The sequence below is a fragment of the Marinobacterium jannaschii DSM 6295 genome (assembly GCF_000620085.1).
GTDB classification, from domain to species: domain Bacteria; phylum Pseudomonadota; class Gammaproteobacteria; order Pseudomonadales; family Balneatricaceae; genus Pontibacterium; species Pontibacterium jannaschii.
The window spans coordinates 242,358-262,994 of the sequence record NZ_JHVJ01000003.1 but is presented as its reverse complement, the minus strand read 5'-3'; the positions used below and the strand labels follow the sequence as shown (position 1 = coordinate 262,994).

The window sequence follows — 20,637 nt, the reverse complement described above, 5'->3', positions numbered from 1 at the left end:
AGTGTCGCCGGCCTCTGTCGGAACAGTTCTATGCAGATAAAACTCTTACTCAAGCTGGCCGCCCTGCTTATCAGCCTGATCATCCTGCCTGTTAAGGCCGAAGATTCAGTGCCGTCCGAGCAGCGCGTGGCGGCGTTTGCCGGAGCCGAATACTGGCAGGTGATCCGTCAGGGCGAAAACGGCACTACCCAATCCAGCACGGCTGAAGCGGGCAACCTGATCAATGTGCAGGGCGATTACTGGCGCTACTGGCGCAATCAATGGATCACCCCGGCCGGGGCATTCGCTGTCGGCGGCACCCTGGGTCTGCTGGCGATCTTCTACCTGATCGTCGGTCAGAAGAAGCTGGATGCCCCACGCAGCGGCAACACCATCCAGCGCTGGTCACGACTAGACCGGGCTAACCACTGGACGGTCGCGATCCTGTTTATCATTCTGGGGATTTCCGGCCTGAGCCTGCTCTATGGCAAGTTTGTACTGAAGTCCGTCATGGGTGACGGCCTCTGGGCCAGTTATATGCTGGCCTGCAAGCTAGCCCACAACTATCTGGGCCCGCTGTTTGTGCTCGGCCTGCTGCTGATGATCCTGCGCTGGATGAAGCACAACGTCTTTAACCGCACCGACCTGACCTGGTTTATCAAAGGCGGCGGCATTATCGGCAACGCCCACCCCAGCGCAGGCTATATGAATGGTGGTGAAAAAATCTGGTTCTGGCTGCTGACCCTGTTTGGCATCGCCGTCTGCGTCAGCGGACTGATCCTGGACTTCCCCAACTTCGATCAGGTTCGCAACACCATGCAATGGGCCAACCTGGTGCATGCCGCAGGCTCACTGATCCTGATCGCAGCCTCCCTGGGCCACATCTATATCGGTACCCTCGGGACTGAAGGTGCACTGGAGGGAATGACCACGGGACAGGTTGATGAAACCTGGGCAAAGCAGCATCACGACCTCTGGTATCAGGAGGTTAAAGCCCGCGAGGCGAAGGACACTGTGTAACGACTCTGAGGCAATCGTGGGCACTCCCCTGTCGCGATTGCTATTGCCCGGTTCTGGCAGGCCGGGTTGTTCAGGGGCATTGGCAAACCGTCATTTGCCGTGGCTGGAGGTGTGAGGGTCTCCTGACCGTTCCCTGACATCTTCCACTCTGTGCTGTTAAGCGCTGCCGTTCGGACGCAGCGGGCCTGAACAGGATGTTTCAGGCCCGGTTACTGCGACAGTCCTTACGGTTTGTCCGCTTTCCTTTTTGCACATTTCGCCGGCCTTCGGGTCGGCTTTTTTATGGCGCTTCGCAATAATCCCCAGGCAAAGACTGCACCTATAATTAGAAGGAGCCAAGGATCTCCGGCCTCAGCCTGACGCTGCAGACCCAGACGATGCCCAAATTCCTCATTCTGATACTCTGTTTAGTTACCTTCGGCCTGTTGATGGCAGGTCCGTTACAACCTGCACAGGCCAAAGCCCCCGAGATCGTCGTTATCGAAATGGGCAGTTACGCTTATAACAGAGAGACACAACCTGATGGCCTGATCGTCAGTCTGACCCGGGCGTTGCTGCAACTGGCGGAGATAGAGGGAGAGATACGGGTGTCGGATAAGGAGCAGGCACTGGCCCCGGCGCGCAGCGATCACCTGCTGGTCGCGGGCGATCCTGAAACCCTGCCCGAACGGTTCGAACCCCTGCTGGCTCTGACCCGGCTGGAGGTCGGTATCCTCTACAGTCAGAATGCCCATCCCAATAACCCGGTCGGCAGTATCGGCGGGCTGGAATTTGGCATCCGCAACCAGCACCCGCTACCGCTGGAACCGATCGACAGCTATCAGGAAGGACTACGACTGCTCTCGCTTAACCGCCTCAGCGGTGTGCTGGGCGGCATCGACGGACTGATTAATGCCCTGATCGACGCCGCCCCGGGGATGCCCTTCATGATCGGAGATACCAGTTGCCAGACTATCTGGCTGCTATCCCCCGACCGCGAGGCCAACCAGACACTGGCGCAACGCCTGAAACAGGCGGCCAGTGACAGCCGCTACAAGCAGATTGAAGCCCAGTTATACCGGCTCAGCCTGCAACGCTGGCCCCAGCCCTGTTCCTGAACCGGCACCCTCGTCGACGAGGATAGCCGCCTCACAGGTCACCACTACCTTAAGCCCGGTATCCGCAATATCGCTATCCTGCAGCTCAATACGGAAATCACAACGCTGGCAGATCTCTGCGACAATCGACATCCCGATGCCGCAGCCCTCCACATCGTTTCCACCTGCCCGGTAGAAACGATCAAACACCTGCTGGCGCTGCTCGGCGGTCAGGCCCGGTCCGCTGTCCTGCACCACCACTACGAGACTCTGCTCCTCGGCTTTCAGATCCACCAGCAACTGGCCGCCGGCAGGGGTGTATCGAACGGCGTTGTCCACCAGGTTACGCATCAGGATCAGAAAGGCATCCGGGTTCAGTTCGGCCTTAACCGGTTTGGGTACCAGCAAGGCGATCTGTTGCTGCTTCTCGGCAGTCAGTAAACGGAATTCGCCCAGCAGGGTTTCAATCAGCTCTGCCGGATCAGTGCAGCGGCGATCGCCGCAGGACTCCGCTGCCTCGATGCGGCTCAGGGTCAGTAGCTGATTGACCATATGGGTCAGGCGATCGGTCCCGGACAGGATCTGCTGCCGCACCCGCTTTACATCATCGCTTTCAGCAGGCAGGTTCTGGGCGTGGATACGGATGGCCGCCAGCGGTGTACGGATCTCATGGGCGGCATTGCTGGTAAAGCGCTTCTGCTGTTCGAGTGCCTGTTCGAGCCGCGACATCAGCCGGTTAACCGAGCTGACCATATCCGTCAGTTCTGCCGGAACCCCCTCCTCAGAGATCGGCGTCAGCATATCCGGCCCCCGTTGCGAGATCTCGCCGCTGACGCGGATCAGCGGCATAAAGCCACGCTGGATAATAAAGCCGATCAGTACCAGCAGCACCGGTATCACCACCATCATCGGCACGACATTGTGTTCGGCTATCTCCTCGGTCAGCTCCTCGCGCAGGTCCATGCGCTGGCCAACGATGATCCAGCTCTGCAGCCGATCGCTAAACAGGGCAAAGGTACGCCAGTCGCCGAGGTCCGAGTCGGCATAGGTAAAGCCTGGCCCGGCCGGGAACCCCAGGAACGACTTCTGACCACTACCAATCAGGGCCTTGCCGGACTGATGCCAGACCTGAAAGCTCAGCTTGTTCTCATATTTGTGGCCGGATTCATCATACTCGTCCTTATCGTCGCCCCTGACATTGAGCGACGGCTCGGGCATATTGTGTTCCACCCGCCGATCATCCAGCTGGCGGATAGTTTCAGCGTTATGGGTCGCCAGCAGCAGCGATTCCAGGATACGGCTGGTTTTCGCCAGCTCGGCGTCATACATCTCCTCACTTTCATGGCCAATATCCAGATAACTGACCACCAGGCTGCTGCCGATTAACAATACGACTGCAGCCACCAGCATTAACATCAGCCCGCGTCTGATTGAACGGTTCATGCCGATGCCTCACCCAGTTGATAACCAACACCGCGAACCGTGCGGATCACGGCCTTTCCCAGCTTCTTGCGCAGGTGGTGCACATACACCTCCACCGTGTTGCTACCGATCTCCTTATCCCAGCTGTAGAGCTGGTCCACCAGCATATCGCGGGAGAATACCCGCATCGGATGGGAGGCCAGGTGCAGTAGCAGGTCAAATTCATAACGCGACAGGCTGACCACCTCCCCCGCCTGCCTGACACTGAAGGACTTCGGGCAGATCTCGATATTACCCAGGGTGATTACCGGTGACACAATACCCGCCCCCCGGCGGCTCAGTGCCCTTAGCCGCGCCAGGAACTCCTGCAGGTCAAACGGCTTGCAGACAAAATCGTCGGCCCCTGCGTCCAGCCCGCGCACCCGCTCCTCAATGCCATCGCGCGCGGTCAGGATCAATACCGGAGCCTTAACGCCCTGATTACGCAAACGCTTCAGCAACGTCATACCGTCCATATCAGGCAAGCCAAGATCCAGCACCATCAGATCAAATTCAGCGGCCCGGCAAAGCGCTTCGGCACCCGCCGCATCCCGAGCCCACTCGACACGATAGCGCTGATTCTCCAGCGCAGTCACCACCCCTTCACCCAGCAATAGGTCATCTTCTACCAACAGCAGTTTCATCTTATTCCATTTCGATCAGTTCAGTCCGAGGCGATATAGTCGCCGATCCCGTGGAGGCTGCCAACAATGCATTCAAAATCTCTTTAAAACAATGGATTGCAGCTCCCCATGCTATGGATACCAGCGATTTCTTAACGCTTACTTAAGAACCCCCATATTTGAAAGGCTGGGCATAATTCCGATCCCTTAAGAAACCTTTAAGGATTCAGCGCCAGACTTCGCCTCAACGACTTGGCAGTCAACAGACTGTTGTAGATGAACGCTCGCGGAGACTGAATATGAACAACACCCCGACACCCGGTGGCAATAAATGGGACCTCTTTATCCGATTCTTTCACTGGTCGGTCGCGCTGGCCTTTGTATTGAATTTCACCCTGTTTGAAGAGGGTAAGCGCCTGCATGAATGGGCGGGTTACTGGATTCTCGGCATGCTGACACTGCGCTTGCTATGGGGCTTTATCGGCTCAAAAAACGCCCGCTTTATAAACTTTGTTCCTACAGCCGCTTCATTTAAAGCCTCACTGCAAGAACTACTCAACCATGGCCGGCATACGCCATCGGAAGGTCATAATCCGGTCGGTGGGGCTATGGTTATCGCCCTGATGCTGTCATTGCTGCTGACGGCGCTGAGCGGATGGGCCTGTCAGGCCGAGATATTGCCCGCAGAAGAGCTGTTGGAAGGGATACATGAGTTTTTTGCCAATGCCACTCTGGCACTGGTATCGCTACACGTGACGGCAGTGGTTTTGCTCAGCCGACTGGGGCCGGAAAACCTGATCCGTCAGATGGTACGTGGCCGCTGACCTGACCCGGTCAGAATAAAGTTGACGGGCAGATCCTGCATCTGCCCGTCAGTGTTCAGCTAAAACCGCTCAGCCTTTGTTGCCGGCCAGGTGCTTCTCTGTGGCTCGCAGAAAAGCCGCCAGCTGCTGCTGTGAGCATGGGCGGTAGTGTTTATGATCGATCTTGCGGAACAAAGCACTGAGTTCATGCTTGCTCATCTCGATCCCTTCCGCCGCCATCATTTCAATCAGCTGATCTGCCTGCAGGTTCAGTGCGATCTTCAGCTTATTAAATATCATATTATTGCTGAGCTGCTCTTCGGGTACGGGCTGAGCCCCCTCTTTGCGTCCACGTCGGGTATTAATCAGGCCATTGAGAAAGATCGCCAGATCCTTGTCGTCACAGTTACGACAACCCGTTTCTCCCGGCTTTTTGAACCAGTCGGCTACCCGCTCCGGAGATACTTCATGATCAGCCGCAGCAAAGACTGCACTGGCGGCGGTCGCATCAAAATCGAAAAGCTTGCAGAGGCGGCAGAGGATATCGTTCTTGGTCACAGATTATTCCTGACAGATAATGAATGCAGTGCCTGAGGCACCTAAAAGGAGATCAGCGGCGGATTCTAACAGATATCCCGGCGCTTAGGGATTATGACGACGATAGCTGTCGAGCAGCTCGCTCACGGCAATCCCCTCGATGGTCATACCCTCCAGCTCCGAGCCGTCTATTACCACATTTTTCAGGCAACAATCTTTCAGTACCGCCCCGGACAGATTGACTCGTGTAAACCGGACCGCTTCAGCCCGGATATTGTTGAAACGACACTGCGACAGGTTGATATCGTCAAAGCCCGAGCCTTTCATGGTCGCATAGTGAAAGCTCGAAGCGCTGAGGTTTACATTGTCGAAGCGGGTTCCTGACAGATTGACATCATCAAAATCCGAACCCGTGATGTTTGCGTTATTCAGTTTAATCACACAACGTCTCCATGTTATGCCTGATAGAAGGCCACAGTGTAGACAGCTAGAAACAGTATTTACAGGCACCCGGCACTGGCCGTGATAATTCTTATTAAGCGTTTTTCGTTGGCGAAAGCGGCAAACGCCAGCAAGGTGATCAGCGCCAGTAGGATCAGACATACAAGAAACATCACCGGCAACAGTAACGCCATGGTCTGAAGCGTTGTCAGACTGATCTGATCGTGCTGAATCTGCTGCATCACAAACCAGGGATCGATCAGCCAGCGTGAACTGAAAAACAGCCAGAGACTAAACCCGACGATAAGGCCGATCAATGCAATTCCCACCGCAGGCCAGCTGGAAATCAGCCTTTTTCGCTTTGCCACAAAATCGCGATCATCCTGAACCATTTACCCCTGCCTCTGTTTAATCGTTGACTGACTCAAAGTAGGCCAACCCTTGCGGGGAGTCTATACTGCTATGAAATTGGCTCAAGTCCGCACTCGGATTCCGGGCAGGCTCAGGTTGCTGCCTTAAGCAAGTCACGATATCGCAGCAGACTGTTGCGCTTGCGGACGGAATCACCAGATATGATAGGGAAATCATTATGCGACCAGTGAAACAGAGTATCCCCTTCCGACTCGCCGATACGCTGTTAAAACACCTGCTGCGCTCTATATTGCTGCTGGCAACACTGATGACAGCAGCGTTCGCTCAGGCTGGCGAGCATTACACTATCGGCATGGCGGTGTGGAGCGGATACCCCGACAATATCAGGGGCTTCAGGGACGGGCTGGCCGAAGCCGGGCTGATTGAAGGTGACAACCTGACCCTGCTGGAAGGTGAAAAGGCCGCCAATACGATCACCCAGAGAACGGTTGTTCACAGTTTCCTCAGCCGGGAAGTCGACCTGATCTACTCGCTCACCACTCCCGGGACTTCTGTCGTCAAAGAGATCGTTGGCAATGACCTCCCTATCGTTTTTTCTATCGTCACTTATCCTGCCGATTCAGGCCTGATCGAATCGTTTGAGTATTCAGGTAATAACCTGGTTGGCACCAGCAACTATGTGCCATTGCAACAGTACCTTAAGCTGCTGAGGTTAATATCGCCGCAAACCAGCAGCGCTGCGATCTTCCATCGTAAAGGCGAGCCAAACTCAAAGATCCAGAGCGCCAACCTGATCAGACTGCTGCGGCGGGCAGGTATCAAAACCTTCGATCAGGAAGCATCGGATATTAACGAATTGAAGCAGATGGCTCTCTCGCTGGTAGGCAAGACGGATCTGCTGATCACCACCACAGACACGCTTATCCAGAATGGCGGAGAAGATGCCCTGATCGAAATCTCTCTCGTGCACAAGATTCCGATTCTCAGCTCTAATAAGGCCGGCATCATTAACGGCTCGGCCTTTGGCCCGGTCGCCGACTTTTATACCCTGGGAAAAATATCCGGCATCAAAGCCGCCCGAATATTAAAAGACAAGGTAGCCCCCGCCAGCCTGCAAACAGAATATCAGAACCCTCCCCTGTTTCTCGCCAACCGATCCAGCCTGCAAAAACTCAATATCGAACTTTCTCCGCAAGCCAAAGAAATGGTGAGACTCGTTGATTAGACAGGAATTCCTATCATGAAACTGGTTCCTAAACTGGTCCTCTCCGGCGTTCTGGTGGTGGCTGTTGTGATGTGCGGCCTGGGTTACTTCACCTTGAGTGAGACCAAGAAGGGAGTCCTTAAGGAGATTGAACACCAGTTGAATGCAAACGTCCGGTTCAATCGCACTCAGCTGTTAACTGAAGAATCACGTTATCGCCAGGCATCGATGATCGTTACCCGCAACCGGCAGTTGCACAAGGCACTCTATAGCGGAGACAGTCGCGGGATCAATCAGCTGCTAAACAACTTTACCGCGACCTATAAATACCTGGATTACGTGCTCATTACCGATCCGACGCTTGAGGTCTTTGCAGCCAGCACCCGTCGCTTTGATGGCTCCCGCCTGGCAGGCGAGCAGCTTCTGCTTAAAAATATCGGCGCTCATCCGGGATTAAGCCGGCAGTATAAATCCAGCGCTATGCCTGGCCCTCCGGTATCGGACAGTTTCCGCAAGCTGCTCCAGCTTCCGGAAGGCCTGACCCAGTGGTTTACCGCACCGATCAGAGTCAATGGCAAAACCGAGGGCTTTGCAGTACTGGCGATCAACTGGACCCTGGTAAATTCAGAGATTCTCAGGACCGATGTCTCGGATCTCAATGCGACTGAAAACCCAGTAGTCGCGGCCCTTCTGACCGATTCTGACAACAGAATTCTGCTCGATGAGTTTAATCAGCTATCCCGTAATCAGGACAGATACCGCTCAGGTGATTACTTTGTCCCGTCCAGCGACCTGATCTGGAAAACCGACTCGCTGCAACTGGAGAACGGTGTCAGTAACCTGGTTGTCGTTTACGACAAGATTCAGGCACTGGCCCCGCTGAACAAGATAACCGACACTATTATTCAGGTGACCGTGGCGGCCAGTCTGCTAATGGGGTTACTGCTATATGCCCTGCTGCGCAAAGGGTTGCTGAAGAGAATCCAGTTACTTCACAGTGGCACAGAAAGAATCGGTGCCGGCCAGCTGGACTATCGCATCTCGACCCTGGGCAGGGATGAGATTGGCCAGCTGGCGGAAGCAGTCAACCAGATGGCGCGCAACCTGCAGCGCAATATGACATCCATCGATTACCTCGATATCGAAATTGCCAAACGCGAAGCAGCCCTGTCGGAACTTGAGGAGCAGAAGTTTGCGCTGGACCAGCATGCACTGGTGTCGGTGACGGATATTAACGGTACGATCTCCTTTGCCAACGAGAAATTTTCATCCGTCAGTGGCTACAGTGCGCGCGAACTGGTCGGTGAAAACCACCGGATTCTCAATTCCGGCTATCACGACCCCGCATTTTTCCACTCGCTCTATAAAACCATCACCGCAGGACAGGTCTGGAGTGGCGAGATCTGTAACCGGCGTAAGGACGGCAGCCTTTACTGGGTGCACAGTACTATCGTGCCGTTTAAGGATCTTCACGGTACCATCCAGAGCTACGTCTCCATACGCACCGATATTACCGAGCGCAAACTGGCCGAGATTGCACTGGCTGAAAGTAAAACCCAGATCCAGCTGGTAATTAACTGTACCGGTGTAGGCATCTGGGACTGGCAGGTACAAAGCGGCACCGTCAGCTTCAACGAGCGATGGGCTGAAATCATCGGTTATACACTGCAGGAGATCTCGCCCACCTCTATCGATACCTGGATAAAGTTTGCCCACCCGGAAGATCTGAAAAGATCAGGCGAACTGCTGGAACAACACTGGCGCGGCGAAAGCGACACCTATATTTGCGAAGCCCGCATGAAACACCGGGACGGGCACTGGGTCTGGGTTCTGGCGACGGGACAGGTCGTGGAGTGGGAGTCTGAGGGAACGCCGGGAAGGATGATCGGTACCCACCTGGATATTACTGAACGCAAAGAGGCCGAACTGGCCCTGCAACGGGCCAAAGAGACTGCCGAGTCCGCCAACAATGCCAAAAGTGATTTCCTGGCCAATATGAGCCATGAAATCCGGACCCCGATTAATGGCATCATCGGCATGACCAGCCTGCTGCTCAATTCGGCACTTGCCCCCGAACAGCAGAAGTACGCCGAAACGGTCAGGCGCAGCGCAGATTCCCTGCTGAGTATCATCAACGACATCCTCGACTTCTCTAAGATCGAGGCAGGAAAGCTTAACCTGGAGTCGATCGAATTTGACCTGGGATTACTGATCGAAGATATCGCGGCAATGTTTGCTGCACAGTCCGATGAGAAAGGACTGGAGCTGATCTGCCCTGCGAACCCTGTCTGGCATCAGTGGTTTAAGGGCGATCCGGTCAGGATTCGACAGGTCCTCTCTAACCTGCTCAGTAATGCGCTGAAATTCACGGTACACGGAGAAATCTCGGTATTCTATGAATGTGTGCATTCGGATGAGCACTCCTCGACACTGCGCTTTGTTGTCACCGATACCGGTATCGGGCTGGATGAAGAGAAACGTCAGGCCCTGTTCGAACGATTCACCCAGGCCGACAGTTCCACCACCCGAAAATATGGCGGCACCGGCCTTGGCCTGGCTATCTGCAAACAGCTGGTTGCTATGATGGATGGGGAGATCGGTGTCAGTAGCGAATCAGGCAAGGGATCATCGTTCTGGTTCAGCATCCAGCTGGAAAACTCAGATAAGGGACGGATTTCCGAAGCGTTGCCCTCCCTTAAGGATGAGAAAATCCTCGTGCTGGACGATAACGGCACTTACCGCCAGTTGCTGGCCGATGTGCTGAGTGCCTGGGGCACTGAGGCGTCTCTGGCCGAGACTCCGGCAAGCGCCAGCCAGCTACTGAAACAGGCGCTCGAATGCGGGCAGCCATTTACAACCGCATTAATCGACTTTCAGATGCCGGAAAAAAGCGGCCTGGATTTCTGTCAGACGCTGAAGCAAGACCCTGCCTTCGCAACACTCAAATGCGTCCTGATGGCGGCGCACTCGGTGCGTAGCCGGTTAAAAAACCTCAACAGCTATGGCCTGGATGGCTTTGTCAGCAAGCCGATCAACCAGTCTCAACTGTTTAACAGCCTGCTTATGACAGCCCATATCCCGTCGGATACCCTGCTGGCCCCCTCGCTGTCAGGCACAGATGAAAATCACTTCGAAGCAGAGGTGCTGGTCGCGGAGGACAATGCGACTAACCAGCTTGTCGCCCGTGGAATACTGGAAAGTTTCGGCCTCTCGGTCACGATCGCGGAGAATGGTCAGGAAGCCTTGCACTGTCTGAGTGTGAAAGCATTTGACCTGGTATTTATGGATTGCCAGATGCCGGAGATGGATGGCTATGAAACGACGCAACGTATTCGCAGTGGCCTGACCCAGGCCGCCAATCCGGATATACCGATTATTGCCATGACGGCGAATGCCATGCAGGGCGACCGGGAACGCTGCCTGGCGGCGGGTATGGATGATTACATCAGCAAACCGGTCGAACCGGAGCATCTTGTGCAGGCATTGCGCAAGTGGTTACCGATAGCGGCATCCGGAGAAGATGACACTACTGATAAACCTGAAAACACGGATGCCGGCGAAACCAGCCATATAGCAGAAACGCTGCCCGTGATATTTGATTACTCCGCCATGAGCGAACGCCTGCTCAATGACCCCGAACTTATCCGCAATGTTGCACAGGGCTTTATCAGCGATATGACCACACAGATTGATCAGCTCAGAAGATACCTGACTTCCGGCGACTTTGAGCAGGCGATCTCCCTGACTCACAAGATTAAAGGTGCCTCAGCCAATATCGGAGGCTGCGCACTCGCCCAGCTGGCCGGTCAGCTGGAAAACGCCGGAAAAAGCGGTGAGTTAAGCAGCCTCCAGCGGGGTATTGCTGAGCTTGAAAACCGATTTACGCAACTAAAAGCCGAAATTGAAGAGGCAGTACTTTGAAGCTACTGATAGCTGATGATGATCTGACATCAAGGACGATACTCGCATCGGTCACCCGTAAATGGGGGTTTGATCCTGTTGAAGCTGAAGACGGACTCAAGGCCTGGCAACTGTTGCAGCAAGATGATGCGCCACAGCTGTTACTGCTGGACTGGGAGATGCCGGGCATTGACGGACTGACCCTCTGCCAGCGGGTACGCCAGCAGGCCGGCGATGAGCCTCGCTTTATCATTATGCTGACGGCCCGCAGCAAGACTGAGGATATTGTTAAAGGACTCGGTGCCGGTGCCAATGACTACATCGCAAAGCCGTTTGAGATCGCAGAATTGCAAGCACGGCTGCAGGTAGCAAAAAGGATGCTTGAGCTGCAGCAGGAACTGCTGCGGATGAAAGACCACCTGATGTATCAGGCCAATCACGATGAACTCACCGGCCTGATGAACCGGCGCGCAGTGATGGATGCACTGACAAAGGAGGTCGCCAGGAGCCAGCGCCAGCATCAGCCACTGTGCATCGGCCTCTGTGATGTAGACCATTTTAAGCAGATAAATGATAGCCACGGCCATCTCACCGGCGACCAGGTGTTACAACAAGTCTCGAAACGGATGAGCCAGACCCTGAGGCCCTATGACCATATCGGCCGCTACGGCGGTGAAGAGTTTCTGATCGTACTGACTGCGGAACATACCCAGGGGTTTCAGCTGTTCGAACGCATTCGCCACGCCATCTCGGATCAGTCGTTCGAGATCGATGAGCTGTCGCTGGAGATCACCATGAGCATAGGCGTTGTCTTGATTGACCCGGACGATACCGACCTCATGCAGAACAGCCTGCTGGCGCAGGCAGATGAGATCCTCTATGCCGCCAAGGACCGCGGCCGAAACTGCACCCTGGTTGCCCGGGAACCTGATCCGGCCTGACGGTTCCTGCGAGCATGTCGGAATTATACAATCCTGCAGTCCGGCGCCACTTTAAGCTGGCTTCATTCAACCATGCAATGGAGTCAGTTATGAGCAAACGTCTGGATTATCACACCCAATCTCCCGAAGCGATTCAGGCCATGATGGGGCTGGAAAAATACCTCGCACAATGCCAGCTTAAAGGCACTCTGGAGAAGTCATTACTGCACCTTATTAAACTGCGGGTATCGCAAATTAATGGCTGCGCCTACTGCATCGACATGCACACCCGGGAAGCCCGCAAGGACGGAGAAACGGAGCAGCGCCTCTACTGCCTTAGCGTCTGGCGAGAATGTCCCTTCTATAGCGATAAGGAACAGGCCGCACTGGCCTGGGCCGAGGCCAATACCCTGATTGCCAGTACAGAGATCAGCGATCAGCTGTTTCTGCAAACCCGGCAGCAATTCAGCGAAACAGCACTGGTCGACCTGACATTAGCCATCGTGACCATTAACAGCTGGAACCGGATCGCGATCAGTTTTAAAGATCACGCAATGCTCGAAGCCGCAGATTAACCAGAAACTCAGAGTGACCGAACATTGGCCCGGCTTTCCGGGCCGGTGTTACACTGTCACCACCTTCACAGCAACCACCGGGCATATTCGATGAAGGACAGATCCTATCTCAACTTCCAGCTCCACCACCCGGCTGAAGCGCTGCGCCCCTTTATCAAGCACTACTGGACGATATCCAGACCGGTGGCCGCGGTAAGCCGCACGACAGAATACCTGCCGGGTGACGGCGGTAGCTGTCTGATCCTGAACTTTTCCGATGCGGTCTGCCTGAATCAGCAGCCATTCACCGATGCGGCACTCTACCGCGGCCCCACGACTCAGACCACCGCATTTATGCCGGGCAAAAGAATCGATATGATCGGCATCCATTTTTACCCGGGGATGGCCTACCCTTTCGTTCAGCAACCCATGTGCGAACTGTTTCAGGAAATCCTTCCGGCAACCGATATCTGGCAGGCTTCACACTGGCACAGCTTGCACGAGCAACTCGCCGAACGCCCCCTGATCGAGCAACGCCTGCACTGTCTTAACCGATGGCTTTTGGAACGACTCTGCGCAGCCGATCAGGTCCATACGGCGATTAAGAAATCGGTCAACTGGCTGCGGCAATGCGCGCCCGCCCACACGCTGGATCAGCTAACAGCACAGGTCTGCCTGAGCCAGCGCCAGCTGGAACGCCTTTTCAACCATCAGGTAGGAATGACACCTAAGCGCTATTGCCAGGTTGCCCGCGTCGGGCGGGCCCGGCAGGTCATTAAAGCCAGCAGTCAGAAGACCAGCCTGAGTGAGCAGGCGCTGATCGCCGGCTATTATGACCAGGCCCACCTGACACGTGAATTCAAGAAGATGGTGGGCCTGACACCTGCCGCATACCGACGTCAGATCGACGCAGACCGCAGGGCGGAGAAGATATCGCTTCCTGCGGATACCGAATTAGCCAGTTACGACTCCCCCTGTATTTGAAACCTGACATCGCGGCGCCCCAACTGGCGTTGTGAAGTGATGCTTCGTAGTCCCGGACAGTGCTGAATCTCAGCACCTTCATTCCGACATATCATCAATAGTCAGACGAGAGGCGCTTGCCAACGGGGTAGCGTATTTTCAGGGTTCGATGCCAAACCGCTCTTTCCAGTCCCCCGGATGCACGGCATAGAAGATCAGTGCCTGCTCACCTTCATATTTCAACTCGGTACCGTCCGGTAACCAGAGTACATCCCCCGGCTTCGCTTCCAGCAGCGCTTCCGGGGTACGGATTCGGAAAGTTCCTTCCATCACCACGATGACTTCATCGTACAACAGTGTCCAGCTGATCTCGCAGCCATCAAAACGGGCAAAACCGGCGGCCATACTGTTGCTGATATCGGGGCCCACGGCACGGGCCACAGAAGCGCTGCCCGGCGGCCCGCCCCGATGTTGAAACTCAAGTTCGTTGTGTTTAATCAGTCTTGCTTTGGTCATCGAATGGTTCTCTTAACCAGATTTTTAACGCCGGTGACAGCGCAATGCTGGCACCGGCATGGAATAAAAAGGGCCTGCGGTGCAGGCCAAGGCTCCGTGCACCCGCACTGAGATGAGGACTGGATCAGACTTCGCTGCGACTGACCCATTCCGCCATCTTCAGACGGGCACGAACACCGACGCCGAGAAATGGCTTCGGCGGCACTAATGCGGGCATACCAGACACTTCCCGCATATAGCGCAGCAGGCGCGAATCGCCACCGGATGCCTGTTCCGCCAGCAGTTTTCCGGAGATAGTCCCGCGTGCGGCACCGACACCGTTGTGGCAACAGGACGCGAACAGTCCCGGCTCCAGCTCGCCGAAGAATGAGGTGTAGTTACGGGACAAGGTGCAGACCCCTCCCCAGGTGTACTCAAACGGCAGGTCTTTCAGCATCGGATAGCGTACATCCATCGCTTCCCGGTGCTGCTGCCGGATCTTCTGGCGCTCTTCAAAACTGCTGCCGTAGCACGGTACATAGCGATACTGATTGCGCACAATCAGGCGACGGTCGCGTGTCATACGCAGGGTAGTGCCGGCGTAGTCAGCCGGTGTCAGGCCCCAGTCCAGGGTTCCGCCGTAAGCTGCCAGCTCGGCATCAGTCAGCGGCCGGGTCATGCTGGCAAAGGTCATAATCGGCAACATGCGGGATTTCAGGAAGCCCAGCTGTTCGGTGAAGATATTGGTCCCCAGCAGCACTTTCTTCGCCTGAATCTCACCGTCACGGGTTTTCGCAATCCAGACGCCGTTACGTCGCTCCAGCTTTTCTATCGGAGTGTTTTCCCAGGTCGTAACGTTCTCCGGCATATGCTGCAGCATGCCGCGCATCAGCGCCGCCGGCTGCATCAGTATGCAGCCCGGGGTGTACAGTGCGCTGTCGTAGTAGTCAGTCCCGACCTTATGTTTTAAGGCCTGCCGGTCCAGCACCTCATGCGGTTCGTCCATCTCCTTAAGAAGCTGGCGAAAGTGGTCAAGAAACTTAACCCCACGCTCACTCACCGCACCCTGCAACTTTCCGGCATGGGACCAGTCGCACTGGATATTGTGCTGCTGTACCCGTTCTTCAAGAAAACTGATCGCGGCGCGGTTCAGGGCGATAAATTTCTTCTTACGCTCGATATCCGGCCCTTCCAGATCGCCCTTATGGGGCAGGTCGATAATAAAGCCGGAATTACGTCCAGAGGTGCCATGTCCGATCGCCTGGGCGTCCGCGAGGACAACCCGGTCATTGGGGTTCAGCTCGGCAAGGCGTCGAGTGGCTGCGGTGCCGACAAAGCCACCGCCGATCACCAGCCAGTCTGTCTGTTGTATACCGCGCAGGGGCCGGGGCTCGGCCCCCTGCTCTCGCAATGGTTGCGGTAAGATCTCATACCAACCGCAACTGTGGTCATCGACCGGCAGTTTTATGTTAGTCATTGGCCTGCTCATTATTATTGTTGGCAACGGTGTAAATAATGCCGTTACCGGATGTTGGGTTTTATATCGGGGTCAGCACGGCTACTTTTCAGGTGCCCTTTCCCGGCTTGTGCGTATTTCAGGCAGCACTGATGCGTCGCAGACGCACAGGGGCTGCTTTCAGGTCATTGGTAGGCGCTAGATGAGTCTGTTCAGGGTTGTGGGTTGAGGTTGCTCCGCAGTGGATACTGCGGAGCGCGTTACATCAAAAGAACGTTATAGGCTCAAAGTCAGGTTCGACGTCAGGGTATCAGGCAACGGACAGGGCCTGTTGCTGTGTGATCCGGTCGGTCCACTGCTGCCGCTCGGAGGTAAGGTCACCTGCCAGTACGAAGCCATGCACCTGTTGCTGGTCATCGACAAACAAAGCCCGCATCCCGCCTTCGCCGCCCTCCACCTGCCAGCGCCCGACCTGCCCTGCGGCCGGAGCGACCAGGGTCAACGGTAACGCCGGGGTTTTAACCATCACCGGCATCAATGGATACTGCGCCATGGTCGGTCTGCCCAATACACAATCGGCCAGTGCCCGCACCCCAAAGTTAATCGGCGCGAGATAAGGCAGCAGCTGCCCCTGGATCTCGACACAATCCCCCAGCGCATAGATATCGGCCACGCTGGTGCGCAGTCCCCCGTTCACCACGATGCCGCGGTTACATTCGATACCGGCACTCTTTGCCAGCTCGGTGCGAGGTGCCAGTCCTACCGCAGACAACACCAGATCGGTTTCGATCTTTTCGCCGCCGGACAGTGTCAGGCTGTAGCCAGACGCGGCTTTGTCTACCGAGGCAACCGTATTCTCGAGGTGCCAGTCGACACCCAATCCCGCCAGGTTGTGCTGCAACTGCTGGCCGATCTCCTGCGGTAGCAGGCGATCCATCGGCCAGCCAGTCAGGCCAACCACAGACACCTGATAGCCTTTAGCGGCCAGATCATTGGCAAATTCACAGCCGATCAGGCCATTACCGATAATAGCAACCCGCTTGCCCGGCTCCAGCTGAGCACGGAAACGGCGGTAGTCCTCCAGGTCGTTGACGCTGAGTACCTCATCAGCAGCATCACCCTGCAATGGCAGCCGGATCGGCGCGGCGCCGGTCGCCAGAATCAGTTTGCTGTATGCCTGGATGCCGTAGTCGGTGTGCAACAGATGTGCTTCGGCATCGATCGACTGCACCTTACAGCGGGCATAGATACGCATACCCAGTCGCTGTTCGATCTCGAAGACCGTTTCGGTTACCAGATCGTCAGCCGATTTATCCCGCGCCAGTGCGTTGGATAATCCCGGTTTGGAGTAGTTGGCACCATCATCGGCGGTAAACAGGACGATCTCTCTCTCACTGTTGCGCTGACGCAGGGCTTCGGCCAAGTTGTATCCGGCATATCCGCTACCGATGATTACGATCGGCGCTTCCTTCGCTGGCTGAGCTTCAGCCACCGCATCCGCAACGGCAGTATTCGTGATCTCGATCATCTCGAAATCAGACTTGCCGACACCACAGTCCGGACAGATCCAGTCTTCAGGTACATCTTCCCAGCGCGTGCCGGGGTTAATACCATCGGATGGCCAGCCTTTGGCCTCGTCATAGATCAGTCCACAGATTACACAGAGCCACTTCTTCATGGGGGCACCTCTTATAGTGACGCGGCCAGAACCTTCGCGGCCGCGCCCGGGGCTTTCAGTTCGTTATTTGCTGACGCGGATCGCCACATTCTTGGTGTTTACATAGCTGTACAGGGCTTCCTGGCCCTTTTCCCGGCCGAACCCGGACAGCTTGATACCGCCAAATGGAGTTTCGATGCCACCGGCATACCACTCGTTGACGAATACCTGACCAGCCTTAAGGGCACGGCTTGCGCGCATGGTGGTGGTCAGGTCGTGGGTGAATACACCGGCGACCAGACCGTAGTCGGTCCCATTCGCCAGCGCGTATGCTTCCTCTTCACTATCGAACGGCGTAATCGCGATCACCGGACCGAACACCTCATCGGTAAAGATGCTCATCTCGGGTGTGACATCAGCGAATACCGTGGCTTCGACAAAGTAACCCTTACGATCCGCCGGGGCCTGACCGCCGGTGACCAGGCGTGCGCCTTCAGCCACTGCCTGATCGCACATCCGCAGTACCTGTTGCTGCTGACGGGCCGAAGCCACCGGCGTCAGGTCGGCATTATCCATGCCGTTGCCCACTTTCAGGCTCTGTGCCAGTTCGGTCACTTTTGCCACTACGTCGTCATAGATATCCCGGTGCACCAGCAGGCGCGACATCGCCGAGCAGACCTGGCCAGCATTGAAGAAGATGCCCCACTTGACGCTGCTCAGCAGCTGATCCATATCCGCATCCGGGAACACCACCGCAGCCGATTTGCCACCCAGTTCCATCACGCTCGGGATCGCCCTTTCAGCCGCAGAGCGCAGGATATTCTGGCCGGTCGCGACCGAACCGGTGAAGACGATCTGGTCGATATCCTCGTGGGCGATCAGCGCAGCGCCTGCTTCATGGCCGTAGCCACAGATGATGCTCAGGGCACCCTCCGGCAGACCGGCACGATGGCAGGCGGAAGCCAGCCAGGTCATACCCAGCGGAGAGATTTCAGGCGATTTCACGATAACGGCATTACCGGCGGCCAGTGCAGGCGCCAGCGAGCGCGCACAGATATCCACCGGAAAGTTCCACGGCACAATCTGAGCCGAGATACCGACCGGCTCGTAGACGGTAAAGTCGACGTAGTCCGCACCCAGCGGAATCGACTTGCCTTCGATCTTGTCTGCCATACCGGCATAGTATTCAAAATAACGGGCCGCAATCAGAAACTCGTCACGGGCATCGTTGAGGGTTTTGCCGTTTTCACGCGCCAGCAGAGGCGCGCCCTTGTCGGCGATTTTACGAATCTCTGCCGCGATACGCTGCAACAGCTCGGCACGTTTAACCGGACGGCAGTCACTCAGCACACCGGAGTCAACACATTGACGGGCCGCAGCGACGGCACGATCAACATCATTTTTATCGGCACAGGCGATACTGGCAAACACGGCACCTGTCGCAGGATCATCGATATCCAGGGTCTGTTCTGCATCGACCCAGTGGCCGCCGATATAGTTCTGCCAGTGATTTGTTGGGTTAGTCATGGCTTTCGGAGCTTCTTGTTATGGTTATTGAGGACAGCGGCCCTCAGGCCGCTGCCAATACGATGGCTGCGCTATCAAACCGCAGCCATCTGAGCTGAAGCGGATCTCTTATTCAGCGTCTTTTGCATACTGTTCGGCCACCCAGGTATGGAAGTGATGGGTTGGCCCATCCAGCACCGGCGAGAACACACCTCCGGTGAAGGCCGGTGACTTACGGCCGTTCTGCATCCCTTCAACGGCAAATACATCTTCACCGAAGACCACTTTCCAGCTTTCCAGTACCGCCGAGCGGCAGGCTGCATACTTATCGCCCGTTGCTTCTGCACCGACATAGGCCAGCTGCAGTTTTTCCAGTGTGCGGTTATTGGCCTGAGGCTGCAGGATGATGGCAAAAACATGGTCTGCCTGAACGCCCAGCAGCACGTTCGGATAGAGAGAGATGTACTCAGCCTGGCGGATCTTATCCTGCGGCCAGTCGGTAAACTGCGGCAGGCTGGTACCGGCCACGTCGGACAGGTTATAGGTGTAGCTGCCCTGGCCCGACATATCGTCATTGACGATCAGGTTGTAGTGCTGATCCAGCGGCGAGTAGGTGTTCAGGCTCGGGTGTACCCAGGGCAGGTGGTAAGCTTCACAGTAGTTCTCCACCGCCAGCTTCCAGTTGGCATTGACGGTCAGTTCCATGCTGCTGCCGGTTGGTGCAACAACAACTTTCTCAAAACCACCCTTACCGGTGAACTCTTCCCAGCGCTGTACCAGCGGTGCGATAAAGTCTTCAAATGGCTGCGCATCACCAGACAGGTTGATAAAGATCATGCCGTTCCATACCGCACTGCGCACTTCCCTCAGACCATGCTTTTCGCACACAAAGCCTTCGGCCTTATGTTTGCCAACACCGCCGATATGAGGCGTGCCCTTGAGGTTGCCGTTCAGGTCGTAGGTCCAGGAGTGGTAAGGGCAACGCACCATGCCTTCCACTTCGGTCTCTTCACGCAGCAAAATCATGCCACGGTGGCTGCAGATGTTATGAAATACCTTAAGTTCGCCATCGCGGTTACGCATGATTGCCAGCGGCAGACCCATAAAATCAACCGGCTTGGCAAAGCCATTCTTTGGCAGCTCGCTGGCAAACTCCAGCCCCGCCCAGTTGCGTCCCAGTACATGATCGCGCTCGTACTCAAACAGTGCCGGATCGTCATAGACCGCGTTTGGCATGCCATTGGCTTCGGCGATTGGCTGGCGCACGGCGTCCAGGGTCGCCATCGGGATACGGGAAGTGGTTGTTTTAGTTGTCATTGAACTCTCTACCTTAATTCAGGGAACCGTTGTTCTTATTAGATATGCGGCGCCGGCTTGGGCCCGCGCGCCGCAATTTGTAAATTTCCATTGGTTGAGAGTGATAGTACGAAGAAAAAAAAACCGAAAAAAACGATTTTTCGGCTCTGAGGTCATGAGCAAAACTCATCAACTTACAAGAGCAGACACGGCCACCGGCGGAACTGTTCTGATTGCGAACAGCGCATACCAATAACGACCGCAAAGGGCGCATTAAGCCTGTGGCTGAGAGTAATATCGCCCGCCGCTGCAGGAGGCCCGCGAGACAGCACCGGCCAGAGTACAGAAAAAATAAACAGATAAGATGATCTTTA

General features: G+C 55.7%; 18 protein-coding genes. 8 read left to right on the top strand and 10 right to left on the bottom strand.

Features of this window, described 5'->3' with window-relative positions; translation table 11 throughout:
• The first annotated feature begins 30 nt into the window (after window positions 1-30).
• Together Q354_RS0101150 and Q354_RS0101145 are read left to right on the top strand one after the other, a co-directional pair.
• The gene (locus Q354_RS0101150; protein WP_027856006.1) at window positions 31-999 is read left to right on the top strand and encodes a formate dehydrogenase subunit gamma; all 969 of its coding nucleotides are present in this window, start codon (window positions 31-33) and stop codon (window positions 997-999) included.
• Window positions 1,000-1,376: 377 nt separating this feature from the next.
• Entirely contained in the window at window positions 1,377-2,096 is a 720-nt protein-coding gene (locus Q354_RS0101145) for a hypothetical protein (RefSeq protein ID WP_027856005.1), read from the top strand.
• Here Q354_RS0101145 and Q354_RS0101140 read toward each other — a convergent pair.
• The gene (locus Q354_RS0101140) at window positions 2,052-3,518 is read right to left on the bottom strand and encodes an ATP-binding protein (protein WP_027856004.1); all 1,467 of its coding nucleotides are present in this window, start codon (window positions 3,516-3,518) and stop codon (window positions 2,052-2,054) included. The genes Q354_RS0101145 and Q354_RS0101140 overlap by 45 nt on opposite strands.
• Window positions 3,515-4,180: a response regulator gene (locus Q354_RS0101135; protein ID WP_027856003.1), complete on the bottom strand. Its 666-nt coding sequence runs from the start codon at window positions 4,178-4,180 to the stop codon at window positions 3,515-3,517. The genes Q354_RS0101140 and Q354_RS0101135 overlap by 4 nt, the downstream gene beginning before the upstream one ends.
• A gap of 278 nt (window positions 4,181-4,458) precedes the next feature.
• Here Q354_RS0101135 and Q354_RS0101130 point away from each other — a divergent pair, with 278 nt between their 5' ends.
• Window positions 4,459-4,983, top strand: a complete 525-nt coding sequence (locus tag Q354_RS0101130; protein WP_027856002.1) for a cytochrome b/b6 domain-containing protein — start codon at window positions 4,459-4,461, stop codon at window positions 4,981-4,983.
• Window positions 4,984-5,052: 69 nt separating this feature from the next.
• Here the strand turns inward: Q354_RS0101130 and Q354_RS0101125 are convergent, their stop codons facing one another.
• The 3 genes from Q354_RS0101125 to Q354_RS28130 form a co-directional block, all read right to left on the bottom strand.
• Window positions 5,053-5,520 carry a YehS family protein gene (locus Q354_RS0101125; protein ID WP_027856001.1) on the bottom strand — a complete coding sequence of 156 codons (468 nt, stop codon included), beginning with the start codon at window positions 5,518-5,520 and terminating at the stop codon, window positions 5,053-5,055.
• An 84-nt stretch (window positions 5,521-5,604) separates the two neighbouring features.
• Window positions 5,605-5,940, bottom strand: coding sequence for a pentapeptide repeat-containing protein (locus Q354_RS0101120; RefSeq protein ID WP_051559790.1), 336 nt, complete (start codon window positions 5,938-5,940; stop codon window positions 5,605-5,607).
• A 59-nt stretch (window positions 5,941-5,999) separates the two neighbouring features.
• Complete coding sequence (locus Q354_RS28130; protein WP_027855999.1) at window positions 6,000-6,332, bottom strand: hypothetical protein; 333 nt, start codon at window positions 6,330-6,332, stop codon at window positions 6,000-6,002.
• A 197-nt stretch (window positions 6,333-6,529) separates the two neighbouring features.
• On the opposite strand from Q354_RS28130, the gene Q354_RS0101110 reads away from it, so the two are divergent.
• The 5 genes from Q354_RS0101110 to Q354_RS0101090 all read left to right on the top strand — a co-directional run bounded on the left by Q354_RS0101110 (window position 6,530) and on the right by Q354_RS0101090 (window position 13,874).
• Window positions 6,530-7,537 (top strand): ABC transporter substrate-binding protein, encoded by a 1,008-nt coding sequence (locus tag Q354_RS0101110; protein WP_027855998.1) that lies wholly within the window; start codon window positions 6,530-6,532, stop codon window positions 7,535-7,537.
• 15 nt (window positions 7,538-7,552) lie between these two features.
• On the top strand, window positions 7,553-11,437 hold the full coding sequence (locus tag Q354_RS27100; protein WP_051559789.1) for a response regulator: 3,885 nt from the start codon (window positions 7,553-7,555) through the stop codon (window positions 11,435-11,437).
• Window positions 11,434-12,357 (top strand): GGDEF domain-containing response regulator, encoded by a 924-nt coding sequence (locus Q354_RS0101100; RefSeq protein WP_027855997.1) that lies wholly within the window; start codon window positions 11,434-11,436, stop codon window positions 12,355-12,357. Before Q354_RS27100 ends, Q354_RS0101100 begins: the two co-directional genes overlap by 4 nt.
• An 89-nt stretch (window positions 12,358-12,446) precedes the next feature.
• Complete coding sequence (locus Q354_RS0101095; RefSeq protein WP_027855996.1) at window positions 12,447-12,911, top strand: carboxymuconolactone decarboxylase family protein; 465 nt, start codon at window positions 12,447-12,449, stop codon at window positions 12,909-12,911.
• A 90-nt stretch (window positions 12,912-13,001) separates the two neighbouring features.
• Entirely contained in the window at window positions 13,002-13,874 is an 873-nt protein-coding gene (locus Q354_RS0101090; protein ID WP_027855995.1) for a helix-turn-helix domain-containing protein, read from the top strand.
• Between the two features lie 138 nt (window positions 13,875-14,012).
• Here Q354_RS0101090 and Q354_RS0101085 read toward each other — a convergent pair whose 3' ends face one another.
• The 5 genes from Q354_RS0101085 to Q354_RS0101065 all read right to left on the bottom strand — a co-directional run bounded on the left by Q354_RS0101085 (window position 14,013) and on the right by Q354_RS0101065 (window position 20,284).
• On the bottom strand, window positions 14,013-14,369 hold the full coding sequence (locus Q354_RS0101085) for a cupin domain-containing protein (RefSeq protein WP_027855994.1): 357 nt from the start codon (window positions 14,367-14,369) through the stop codon (window positions 14,013-14,015).
• Between the two features lie 124 nt (window positions 14,370-14,493).
• Entirely contained in the window at window positions 14,494-15,825 is a 1,332-nt protein-coding gene (locus Q354_RS0101080) for an NAD(P)/FAD-dependent oxidoreductase (RefSeq protein ID WP_027855993.1), read from the bottom strand.
• A gap of 289 nt (window positions 15,826-16,114) precedes the next feature.
• Window positions 16,115-17,482 (bottom strand): FAD-dependent oxidoreductase, encoded by a 1,368-nt coding sequence (locus Q354_RS0101075; RefSeq protein WP_027855992.1) that lies wholly within the window; start codon window positions 17,480-17,482, stop codon window positions 16,115-16,117.
• Between the two features lie 63 nt (window positions 17,483-17,545).
• Entirely contained in the window at window positions 17,546-18,988 is a 1,443-nt protein-coding gene (locus tag Q354_RS0101070) for an aldehyde dehydrogenase family protein (RefSeq protein WP_027855991.1), read from the bottom strand.
• A 108-nt stretch (window positions 18,989-19,096) separates the two neighbouring features.
• Window positions 19,097-20,284, bottom strand: coding sequence for an aromatic ring-hydroxylating oxygenase subunit alpha (locus tag Q354_RS0101065; protein WP_211252178.1), 1,188 nt, complete (start codon window positions 20,282-20,284; stop codon window positions 19,097-19,099).
• Window positions 20,285-20,637: the final 353 nt, after the last annotated feature.